A 10486-nucleotide genomic window follows, 5' to 3' on the forward strand; every position below is an offset into this window, starting at 1 on the left:
ATCAAACGCCAGTTTATTAAGGGTGGATTTGTAATCAAACGCCAGTTTATTAGTAATCAAACGCCAGTTTATTAAAAGTTATCCACAGCATAAAAAATTAGTAATCAGGCAATTATCTGCTAAAATTTTCCCTTACAAGTGTTTAACAAGTGATATTTGATAATACACAATCACTTGTTGTCGAAAAAGTGGCTTGAAAAAACGGTTTTTAGGGTGGTTGACACGACTAAAAAAATAGATCAACGAGAGCTGGCCAACGAGCAGATCAAAAATCAAATTGGAAAGGGAAGAAAAAACAAAAAACTAAAGGGGCAGAGGGGCCGCAACTATAAATTTAGTTAAACCTTGATTTTTTACTAACCTACTGTGCTCAACTGATCTCATCCTGATAGCCACAGCAGTGGCCAGCCTTTCCCCCGTCATCACCTCCTAACCAATCCATCATTTATAACACAGGGGAAAAAGAAAATCCCACTTGCAGAATAAACCGTCCGGTGCGATATTTGTCGCTCGTGAATAAGCAAGCCATGACTTTGTAGCTACAAACCCTGCTGCGCGACGGGTTTACCGCTACAAAGTCAGCCTTTCGTTACGCAAGCTTACGAAAGGCCCGTCTTGCAATCGTTCCTCTTGACCCCGTTTCCAATGAGTGAAAACAAGGTTATAACCATGCGCTTTCGGGTCAGTACCGAAGAGCGCAACCAGATTGAAGCGAAGGCCAAGGTAGCCGGGCTGACTGTTAGCGAGTATGTCCGCCGGGTGGCCACCAGCCAGGCCGTTGCCGAGCGGCTACCGGCTGAGCTGCGGCAGGTCGTTACAGGCGTGGCCAACAATTTGAACCAATTGACCCGCTACGCGCATCTGCGGCAGTTTGATGGTAAAGCCATTGACGAGATTCTATTAGTTCTAAAAACGGCCCTGCGATGATTGCCAAAACCAGTATCGGGCGGAGTTTCGGTTCAGCCTTGGAGTACGGGGCTGGACTGAAGGAAGGGAAAGAAAATAAACCTTCGCAGTTGCTTGGTGCGTCGAACTTAGGAGCGCGTGATCCGCAGGGCATGGCCGCTGAGATGATGGCCGTAGCGGATAGCAGCCGGTGCCAAAGCCCGGTCTGGCATACATCCCTGAATTGGCCAAAGGGGGAAGAAGTCCAGAAGGAGCAGCTACTACGGGCTGCGTCGGAGTATTGCCGACAGATGGGAGCCGACCCCACCCGTCACCAGGTAGCCATTTACCAGCACCACGACCGGCCCCACACCCACATTCACATCTACATCAACCGCGTCCCGATGGACGGAGGCCCCGCGCTGGACACGAGCCACAACTACGCCCGGAACGTGAAGGTCTGCCAAGCGATTACCCAGCAGTTAGGCATGAGCCAGCTACCACAGCAACGCCAGAGCTTAAACGATCACGACCCCCACAAGCAAAGCACCCGTGAGTATGTACAGGAGGCACTAAAAACGACCCTCACAAATCCTCAAATAACGACGGTCGAGCAGTTAAGTGAGCAGCTACGGTTAAAGTGCGTAGAGAGCCAGTTTAAACACGATAGTAAGGGGGTATTGGTGGGGTGCAGTTTTCGTTATGAGCAGACCGCCGTGAAAGGTACCGAAGTAGGCCATAAAGCTAAGCAGATTGGCCAGCAGTTGAACCTGAATCAGCAGGAGCAGAACCAAAGTCAAAGTGCTTGGAACGCTTTGTTTGCGGGTTACACCGCTGCGACAGAGAAAGACCGGTGGAATGAGCTTTTAACGGGCTACCAGCAAACGAAGGGGGAAGAAATGAAGCAGCCTAAGCCCCAACAGGAGAAAAGGCCGGAAATCGAAGAGAAACAACAAAAAACACCCAAACGCGGGTTAGGACTATGAACCCACAAGATTTATTCAACGATATCAAGGCCATGAAGGCCCAATTAGACGAGTTAAGCCAACGAGCCGCCCCGGTTACGGCTGAACAATTGGAACAAGTCATTGACCGACCTATTACGTTAGATGCCAAGAGTTTCGCCCAGCATGTGCTGCCCGACCTGAAAAAGGGTCTGCCTGATACGGCTGCTATTGAGCAAGCAGCCGATAAGGCGGCTAGCCGAATCGCGCAGACTGCCGATCAAGCGGTTCAGAACTTTGAGAAAACCACGCAGAGAATTCCACGTCATGTGCGGGTAACGGGTGATATTTACGGCTTTACGACCTTCTATGCTGCTTTAGCGTATGGAGTAGTGTTAGTTTTGGTAGTCTTCGGAGCGTGGCTTTTATGTGACCACTACCGGGAACAGGCCCAAGAGACCGTTATTTACAAACAGGCCCAGGAGGTGATCCGAGAACGGGATTATTATTACAACCAAATTCAAGATTATAAGCGCAACAACTCAACGTATGCCCGGCTATTCCCCGCTTATGACGACAACGGGTTTTGGGACCAGTTCAACAAACCATGATTCATACTATAAAGCCTTGAACGTCACTATTAATAGAATACCGCGAAATTTAACGACCTTACAAGGCCATTTCTTGATGACCCCCTCGCGCAAGTATACATAAGCTGTATATAGCCCGCATCACGGCTGTTTAGGTTGTCTATCGCACGGGTTTCGATTGATAGCATCCTCTCCTTTCAATGTGTATTCTATAATCTACCGATGAACGATGGATACGAATCAACGTCAAATTCTGCTGGCCGATGACGATCAGGACGATTGCCTTTTTTTTAAAGAAGCCTTGAACGAGCTACCGGTAGCCGTTCACCTCACTACCGTGCACGACGGGGAAGAGCTGATGCAACGACTCAATAGGCAGGGGGAGCCACTACCCCATATACTGTTCCTCGACCTCAATATGCCCCGTAAAAGCGGCCATGAGTGTTTGGCCGAAATAAAACGCGACCAAAAACTCAAGCAACTTCCGGTTATCATCCTCTCCACCTCATTTGAGAAAGAAATGGCCGATATGCTTTACCTAATTGGCGCTCACTACTGCATTCGCAAACCAGCCAGCATAACACAACTCAGACAGGTCATTCAGCAGGCCCTTACCTTGCTAACACAAGGAAGTCATTTACAGCCCACGAAAGAAGATTTTATGCTCAGCTGTGAACGATAAATCGACACCCAAAGCGGACGAAAAAGTCTTATCTACTAATTTATTTCCGGTGGTAGGTATTGGCGCATCAGCAGGCGGATTAGAGGCCTTTCGGAAACTACTCAAAGCGATTCCCGAAACGTCAGGGATGGCTTATGTGCTGGTGCAGCATCTAGCCCCCAATCATGATAGCCTGTTGCCCGAACTGCTTCAAAAGGCGACCATGATTCCGGTCCTGGAAATATCCGATGACATTAAGGTCGAGCCGGACCATATTTATATTTTACCCAGCAACAAAATGCTGGTAGCCAATGATGGCGTATTACAGTTAAGCCCCCGCTCCACCAATAAAGGGAAACTCAATCTACCCATTGACCTTTTTTTTACCTCCCTGGCCGAGATCCATCAAAGCCATGCGATTGGCGTCGTGTTATCGGGTACGGGCAGTGACGGCACCCAGGGACTAAAGGCCATTAAAGAAAACGGGGGTATTACCGTAGCGCAGGATGAAGCCTCCGCCGGGTATGATAATATGCCTAAAAGTGCGGTGCAGGCCGGGGTTGTTGACTTTGTGCTTCCGCCCGAAGAAATACCGCAAAAACTGGTTGAAATAACCCAGATTTTAAGCGGAAAAGGCGGGAATGATCCCAGCGCACCGGAGTCAGAAAAAGCGGTGTTCAACCAAATCCTTACGCTGCTACGTATCCGTACCAGAACCGATTTTACCTATTACAAACAAACGACTATCCGCAGGCGGATTTTACGCCGGATGGCAATTACTAAACGAGAGGAAGTTGCCCACTACCTGACCTATTTACGGGATAACCAGCAGGAGCAGGATGCTTTATTTCAAGACCTGTTGATCCCCGTTACGTCATTTTTCCGGGACTCGCCCGTATTCGATACGTTACAGGAAACGGTTTTCCCCACGATCATAAAAAATAAGGCTGCCAGTGAACCCATACGCATTTGGGTGGCGGGATGCAGCACAGGACAGGAAGCCTATTCGATAGCCATGTGTTTTAGGGAGCTCCTGGCCGATACCCCACAACGAGTCCAACTCTTTGCCAGCGATCTAAGCGAACCCGCCATTGCCAAAGCACGAACCGGGTTGTACACAAAAGCCGAAGTAGCCTCTGTTTCCCCCCAACGACTGACTGAATTCTTTACCAAAACCAACGACAATTATCAACTAAATAAGTCCGTGCGGGATATGTGTGTCTTTGCTGCACACAACTTCTTAAAAGACCCGCCCTTTGGCAAACTAGATTTAATTAGTTGCCGGAATGTGCTGATTTATCTGGAACCCTATCTGCAACAGAAAGTATTTACCACGTTTCAGTATGCCTTAAACCCAAAAGGCTATTTACTACTCGGTAAATCGGAGACGATTGGGCACGCTTCTCCCCTTTTTTCTCCGACCACTAAAAACGCTAAAGTATTCACCCGCAAAGAGGGGACTGGTCGGATTATGCCAATGGCTATTCAGCCCAACGAGTTGACTCTGAGTCAGGCTACTAGTGAACATAAACCTATGCGTACCGACTTTCAAAAAGTAGCCGATGAGCTAATTCTCAAAAACTACACGCCTGCCGGTGTAGTCATCAATGAGGTCATGGATATTGTCCATTTTCGCGGTGACACAGCCCCTTATTTAGCCCAATCGCCCGGTAAGCCCACGCATAATTTGTTACTGCTGGCCAAAGACGGACTAGCTTTTGAGTTACGCAACCTGGTACACAAAGCGAAAAAAGACCAGACACCAACGATCAAAGACAATATCCCGGTACAACTAAATGGGTACGTACAGACCATTGCTATCGAAGCGGTCCCCTTGCCCCATATGGCCGAGCCACATTATTTACTTCTTTTTCACCATTCCACGATTGGTAAGGAGCAACCAGGCCTTACGCCTAAGAACGTAAAAACGAAGGCTAAAAAAGAGGAGAAAGACCTTCGATTGCAGCAATCAGAGCAGGAGCTAGCGCAAGTTCGTGAAGATATGCGCGGTATTACCCAGGATCAGGAAGCGGTAAACGAAGAACTGCAAAGTGCTAACGAAGAGTTATTGAGTGGCAATGAAGAATTGCAGAGCTTAAATGAAGAATTAGAAACCAGCAAAGAAGAGTTGCAAAGTACCAATGAAGAATTAACGGTTGTCAACCAGGAAATGATTAACCTCAATGAGCAGGTAACAGGCGCCCGGGATTATGCCGAAGCGATTGTGGCCACCATCCGAGAACCCTTACTGGTACTGGATCAGCACCTGCGGGTAAAAAGTGCCAATCGTTCTTACTATACATCATTCCAGGTCAGTGAAGCAGAAACGGAAGGTAAGTTGATTTACGAAGTGGGTAACAACGATTGGGATATTCCAGCCTTGAAAGACCTACTAGAAAAAATTCTCCCTAAAAAATTTGAGTTCAACGATTTTGAATTAACCCATACATTTTATAAGCTTGGTGAGCGGGTCATGCGCCTGAATGCCCGTGAGGTACAAAATAAGCGGTCGGAAAAATTGATTCTGCTGGCAATAGACGATATTACCGAAGCAAAGAAGGCTGAAGAAGAGAAAAAGCGAATAGAACACCGCTTTCAATTCATCACCAATGCCATTCCCCAAAAAGTATGGACGACCGATGAAGAGGGCAATTTAAATTATTTTAATGAGGTATGGCACACCTATACAGGGCTTACCGCCGAAGAGCTAAAGGATAGGGGTTGGAAAAAAATCATCCATCCTGACGATTGGGAAGACTATAAAACCCAGTGGCAACATTCCTTAGATACGGGTACTAATTTTGAATTGGAGCAACGGTTATTAAATAAAGACGGGGAGTACAAATGGCATTTAAGTCGGGGGTTAGCCTACAAAGGAGAGAACGGGAAATTAGCGATGCTGTGGGTAGGCACCAATACGGAGATTCAGGAACAAAAACAACAACAGGAAGCATTAGAAAAAGCAGTTGCTAACCGAACCCATGAGTTGAATGAAGCCAACGTAATGCTGGAAGAACAAAACGGAAAGCTTCAGCAAATGAACAAAGAGCTTGCATCCTTCACGTATGTATCAAGCCACGATTTGCAGGAACCGCTACGCAAAATTCAAACCTTGGCCAATCGTATCCTCGAAAAAGAGGAACAAAACTTAACCGATAATGGCAAAGATTATTTTACGCGCATCCAGAAGTCCGCCGAACGAATGCGGCAACTGATCGATGATTTGCTGGCCTTCTCCCAGTTAAGCACCTCCGAACGAATAGTTGAAAACGTCGATCTTCGTTTACTGGTTGAAGAGGTACTAGACGAGCTTAGGGAAACCATTGCGGAAAAGCACGCTACAATAGAGGCTACTGCCCTGGGCCATGCTCCTGTCATCGTGTTTCAGTTTCACCAACTGATGCATAATCTGATTGGTAATGCGCTTAAATTTTCGCATCCTGACATACCCCCACACATCCGTATAAAGAGCCAACTCATCAAAGGAAGTGATGTAAAAAAAGCGACTCTTTTACCGACCACTGATTATTGTAACATCACCGTTACCGATAATGGCATCGGTTTTGAATCACAATACAGCGAACGGATATTTGACTTATTGCAACGTCTGCACGGTAAAGAACACTATAGGGGGACGGGTATTGGTTTAGCTATTGTCAAAAAAATTGTAGAGAATCACAACGGTATTATTACAGCCACTAGTGAATTAAATAAAGGGGCACAGTTTGATATGTATATTCCTACTGCTTAGCGATTTTGGTATTTTTTTAATTACACCAGATTTATGCTAATGAAGATTTAAAATTAAAATGTATTCCCTATTTGTTCTGTACAATAATTGATGAACAAAAATACGTTATCGAAGCTTATTCTAAATTAATCAAAAGTCCAAAGACCACGTCGCTACCGATTTAATAGGGCTTTTAAACAGCCAATGGGCAACCCCTCTTTGCAGGCCAAATCGATCAACTGAGTAAACGAATAGTTTTTAGTAAACGGAGTGTTGTCTAAATCCTGCCAAGCCTTTATAAACGTATTCGTGAGAATACCTTCTGACGTAGATAGCGGTAGATTAGCCAGTAAGATGAGTCCCCATAACTTGGGGGCTTGGGTATCATAAAACGAAATAAAATCTTGTTGTGTGATACTGAGTTTGGAAGAAAGCGTTTTCATAACCCCATAACTATTTGGCAGTCAGTTATTCACCAGATTCTTATGGAATGGTATTTTTTCCCCGTTTAATCAATAAGCATAGCGTAAACTCGGCATTGGCATAGTTGTCACCCCCAAATACTAACACGCGTCGCAGCTACTGCTTTTTAGGGTATACCCGTAGAACCAACGGGTGCATTTGCCGTTTCGTACAAAATCCGTCACTTGGACGGCTCTCACTATTTAATATATTGATTATCAACTAATTCAGATCAGAAAGTCGGTTTCATAAAACAAAAACCAGAATGGTCAGTGGACCTACTTTCTGACCCTATTTTTTGACTTAATCTGAATAGTCAAATTGCTAATTAACTGTGGGTCAAAAAGGTAGGACTTATTGGGCCTAAAATGGCTAAGCTGATCTATTCCTTCTAAGTCTCGCTAAATTGCTCAAGTGACGGATTTTGTACGAAACGGCAAACCTGCCCACCAACCTATGAATAGTGCAATGCCCGGCCACTCGTGAGAATGTGCCGGGCGTTGTACTATTCCAGTTTCGTTGTATAATGATTGTTATGTTATGTGAAATAAATCAGAAAGCAGCCATCCTGTCAGATCAGCCGCTTTCTTGAGAAAATACAATGACCCTACTTATTTCCCTTTCCAATCAGGGGCTTATCAGCCAGGCAGTAGGTGTAACAGCCGAGCGGCTGCCCGTTCGCCATCGGTTTCGTTCAGAGAGTAGAATTCAACCAAGCTTCCTGTCAAGCGGACACCATCCCAACGGCCCATACTATCGCGGTAAATGACTGCATACCCGGCCAGATTGCCAATCTCAGCCCGGATGTCATCCAGTACATTTTCTATGTCATTGGTCACGCTTTTACTGCCTTGATCCAAGTCAATAATGGCAATAACACTGCCCTCAACGGTGTAGGTGTAGTCCGCCCTAATTTCCCCTTTGTGTTGGTTACGTTGTTCCATTGGTGATAATCGTGACTAATCAGAAAATAGCCTTCCATATGCTGTAAACCACTATATTTAAGCCGTGACTACTCATTATGGCTTAAATGACTAATCAGCAATATTTGACGATAAAAGAAGCGGCCCAGCTTTACGGCCGCTCTGAACAGACCATCCGGCGACTAGTCAAACAGCATGTTTTGACTAGTCATGTTCGTTCCGAAGATACCCCTAAAGGAAAAGCGTATCAGATCAGTTCGCTATTGCTACAGCAGGAGTACGAAGCCCCTACAGTGGCCACCTTACCCGCGCTGATCGTGTCTGATTCGATACAGGAGGAGAATCAGCAGTTACGGGAAGCGGTCGCTGAACGCGACCGGACAATTCAGCAATTACAAAATCGTCTGTTTGAACAAGGCGACATTATGAATGCGATGGCTAATCAGATGACTAGTCAACTGACTAATCAGAAGATGGGTCACATTGAAGAATTGTTGATTCAGCAAAATGCTCAAATAGGCGACCTCCAAAAACGTTTGCCCGCACCTGGAGCCGATGATTCTACTCCCAACCGGCGCAGCTTATGGAGCCGGTTATTCGGCGTCTGATTCGTCCTCGATCAAACTTAAGTAGGTGTCCAGTTCACCCGGCTCTAAAACTTCCTTCTCGGATTTGTCATAAACGGCCAGCAGGTATACCGCTTTCTGCGTGACCTTCACAAAGGTAATTACCCGCGCCCCACCCGATTTGCCTTGCTTCTTACTGGCAATCGCCATGCGTACTTTGTAGCAACCTTTACCCAATGCCGCTCCCTGAGTAGGTTCTTCCCGCAGCGAGTCAAACAAAACCCGCAGGTCGTTTTTTAACGACGGATATTTTTTAGCCAGTCGCTTCGCCTGTCGGTCGAAGGTTGGCAACCGTCTAAGGTCATAACTCATCGAGTAATTCGTACGCGTCACGGGCCTGCGTTTTACCCGCCAGCACGTCATTTAACTCCTCGACTGCTTCCCCCAGTTCAGCCAGAAACAGGGCCTTTTCATTGGATATGCCCACTGGTAGCGGCTTAGCTTTCACAAACGACAGGCTACGTAACAACTCCATCATGAAGCCCACTTTGCTATCAGGAATGTCTAAAACGATTTTCATACAAGCAAGATACTAAGTTCTGTCCTTTTTAGCGTGTTTTCAGGCTCTGTACGCCCCGATCTGCCGATTCGCGGCCACTTCCCTTATTTTTCTTTCCCCTTCGTTTCTAAGCCAAATACTTTGGCTGTATAGCTTCCAACGTTCTTTACCTTGCCATCGACCACTTTGGTCTGAATATCGTAGAGTTGCCGAGTGATAACTTCGGTTGAGTGAGTAGCCAGCACAGTATCAGCTTGATCGGGTCGCAGTCGGAATTGCTTAACTAGCCGCTCGTGCAGATTTGACGCTTGAGCCGGTTCGGGTTTAGCCTGGTAGAATACCTCAAACTCGACTTCGACGACTGGTTTACGACCACGGCCAGGGCGGTCGCCGTAAATGGGTTTGTAGGTGAATGTGATGTCTGTATGGCCGTTAATTTCCTTGGCAGCTATATCTAAAACCCTTCGCTGAAAATTTGTCCAGTCAGGGTAGCTATCCTTACCAGTTTTAGGATCAACAATCCATAACATAGATTTGAGATCTGCTATGTCGCGTCGGAATGTCTTGTCAGCCATGTTTTTGTACATGCATAATAGTTCATAAATCCGTTTAGCGTAAGCTGAGTTAAGCGAGATTGCTGCTGCCAATTGAACCTTGGTGTACTTTTTATTGAGGTCTACGTACAGAGGCCGAACATAACGAGATAGCTCAATTTCAATCAAGTCAGTACCTTTTTTAAAGCGTGCGGAAGTTATAAATGTCGCAATTAGGGCATCTCCACCTGATAACGTTGTTTCAAACACACGGCTCATCAATTTGCGAGCAGCCTGCTTATAAGCTTCACCCATTAAGCGTTCAGAGCCTGTTATCTTGGCCATCTCCTTAACGGATACCTGATATGCTTTTGTCTCGGAGTCTTCGGGTCTAACCTGAGCAACGACCATGTACAGTAGATTCTTTTCGGTTTCGCTCATCTCATACCGAGCTACTGTCAATGCATTATCCTGCCATATTTCAATTGACTTGTTCATTTATAAAACTATCTGATTGTCAGGGCAAATTTAAAAACTTCTTAATAAACTTTCAGTAAGTAATAAAAAAAAGTTTATTAGCTATCAAACGCCAGTTTATTAAGGGTGGATTTGTAATCAAACGCCAGTTTATTA

General features: G+C 45.9%; 11 protein-coding genes. 6 read left to right on the forward strand and 5 right to left on the reverse strand.

Annotated elements, in window-relative coordinates; translation table 11 throughout:
• The first annotated feature begins 645 nt into the window (after positions 1–645).
• The 5 genes from B157_RS0107585 (at position 646) to B157_RS0107605 (ending at position 6831) form a co-directional block, all read left to right on the forward strand.
• Complete coding sequence (locus tag B157_RS0107585) at positions 646–927, forward strand: plasmid mobilization protein (protein ID WP_020602755.1); 282 nt, start codon at positions 646–648, stop codon at positions 925–927.
• Positions 924–1871 (forward strand): relaxase/mobilization nuclease domain-containing protein, encoded by a 948-nt coding sequence (locus tag B157_RS0107590; RefSeq protein ID WP_020602756.1) that lies wholly within the window; start codon positions 924–926, stop codon positions 1869–1871. The genes B157_RS0107585 and B157_RS0107590 overlap by 4 nt, the downstream gene beginning before the upstream one ends.
• On the forward strand, positions 1868–2440 hold the full coding sequence (locus B157_RS0107595) for a hypothetical protein (RefSeq protein WP_020602757.1): 573 nt from the start codon (positions 1868–1870) through the stop codon (positions 2438–2440). The genes B157_RS0107590 and B157_RS0107595 overlap by 4 nt, the downstream gene beginning before the upstream one ends.
• A 208-nt stretch (positions 2441–2648) precedes the next feature.
• On the forward strand, positions 2649–3101 hold the full coding sequence (locus tag B157_RS0107600; RefSeq protein WP_020602758.1) for a response regulator: 453 nt from the start codon (positions 2649–2651) through the stop codon (positions 3099–3101).
• On the forward strand, positions 3091–6831 hold the full coding sequence (locus tag B157_RS0107605; RefSeq protein WP_020602759.1) for a chemotaxis protein CheB: 3741 nt from the start codon (positions 3091–3093) through the stop codon (positions 6829–6831). Before B157_RS0107600 ends, B157_RS0107605 begins: the two co-directional genes overlap by 11 nt.
• 152 nt (positions 6832–6983) lie before the next feature.
• Here B157_RS0107605 and B157_RS0107610 read toward each other — a convergent pair whose 3' ends face one another.
• Positions 6984–7253: a hypothetical protein gene (locus B157_RS0107610; protein WP_020602760.1), complete on the reverse strand. Its 270-nt coding sequence runs from the start codon at positions 7251–7253 to the stop codon at positions 6984–6986.
• 657 nt (positions 7254–7910) lie between these two features.
• Complete coding sequence (locus B157_RS0107615) at positions 7911–8216, reverse strand: hypothetical protein (RefSeq protein ID WP_020602761.1); 306 nt, start codon at positions 8214–8216, stop codon at positions 7911–7913.
• An 86-nt stretch (positions 8217–8302) separates the two neighbouring features.
• Between B157_RS0107615 and B157_RS0107620 the strand changes: the two genes are divergently transcribed.
• A complete protein-coding gene (locus B157_RS0107620; RefSeq protein WP_020602762.1) occupies positions 8303–8803 on the forward strand; it encodes a helix-turn-helix domain-containing protein in 501 nt (166 codons plus the stop codon).
• Here B157_RS0107620 and B157_RS0107625 read toward each other — a convergent pair.
• The 3 genes from B157_RS0107625 to B157_RS0107635 form a co-directional block, all read right to left on the reverse strand.
• Complete coding sequence (locus B157_RS0107625; RefSeq protein WP_020602763.1) at positions 8789–9133, reverse strand: type II toxin-antitoxin system RelE/ParE family toxin; 345 nt, start codon at positions 9131–9133, stop codon at positions 8789–8791. The genes B157_RS0107620 and B157_RS0107625 overlap by 15 nt on opposite strands.
• Positions 9123–9341 carry a hypothetical protein gene (locus B157_RS0107630; RefSeq protein ID WP_020600305.1) on the reverse strand — a complete coding sequence of 73 codons (219 nt, stop codon included), beginning with the start codon at positions 9339–9341 and terminating at the stop codon, positions 9123–9125. Before B157_RS0107630 ends, B157_RS0107625 begins: the two co-directional genes overlap by 11 nt.
• An 83-nt stretch (positions 9342–9424) precedes the next feature.
• On the reverse strand, positions 9425–10351 hold the full coding sequence (locus tag B157_RS0107635) for a replication initiation protein (protein ID WP_020602764.1): 927 nt from the start codon (positions 10349–10351) through the stop codon (positions 9425–9427).
• Between the last annotated feature and the right edge of the window lie 135 nt (positions 10352–10486).

This window comes from Spirosoma spitsbergense DSM 19989 (assembly GCF_000374085.1).
Taxonomy (GTDB): Bacteria; Bacteroidota; Bacteroidia; order Cytophagales; family Spirosomataceae; genus Spirosoma; species Spirosoma spitsbergense.

What these genes read in the sequence shown, in the direction of transcription:
- B157_RS0107630 (WP_020600305.1), bottom strand. Translation starts at nt 9,341, where the DNA reads ATGAAAATCGTTTTAGACATTCCTGATAGCAAAGTGGGCTTCATGATG.
- B157_RS0107600 (WP_020602758.1), top strand. Translation starts at nt 2,649, where the DNA reads ATGGATACGAATCAACGTCAAATTCTGCTGGCCGATGACGATCAGGAC.
- B157_RS0107625 (WP_020602763.1), bottom strand. Translation starts at nt 9,133, where the DNA reads ATGAGTTATGACCTTAGACGGTTGCCAACCTTCGACCGACAGGCGAAG.
- B157_RS0107620 (WP_020602762.1), top strand. Translation starts at nt 8,303, where the DNA reads ATGACTAATCAGCAATATTTGACGATAAAAGAAGCGGCCCAGCTTTAC.
- B157_RS0107610 (WP_020602760.1), bottom strand. Translation starts at nt 7,253, where the DNA reads ATGAAAACGCTTTCTTCCAAACTCAGTATCACACAACAAGATTTTATT.
- B157_RS0107635 (WP_020602764.1), bottom strand. Translation starts at nt 10,351, where the DNA reads ATGAACAAGTCAATTGAAATATGGCAGGATAATGCATTGACAGTAGCT.
- B157_RS0107585 (WP_020602755.1), top strand. Translation starts at nt 646, where the DNA reads ATGAGTGAAAACAAGGTTATAACCATGCGCTTTCGGGTCAGTACCGAA.
- B157_RS0107590 (WP_020602756.1), top strand. Translation starts at nt 924, where the DNA reads ATGATTGCCAAAACCAGTATCGGGCGGAGTTTCGGTTCAGCCTTGGAG.
- B157_RS0107595 (WP_020602757.1), top strand. Translation starts at nt 1,868, where the DNA reads ATGAACCCACAAGATTTATTCAACGATATCAAGGCCATGAAGGCCCAA.
- B157_RS0107615 (WP_020602761.1), bottom strand. Translation starts at nt 8,216, where the DNA reads ATGGAACAACGTAACCAACACAAAGGGGAAATTAGGGCGGACTACACC.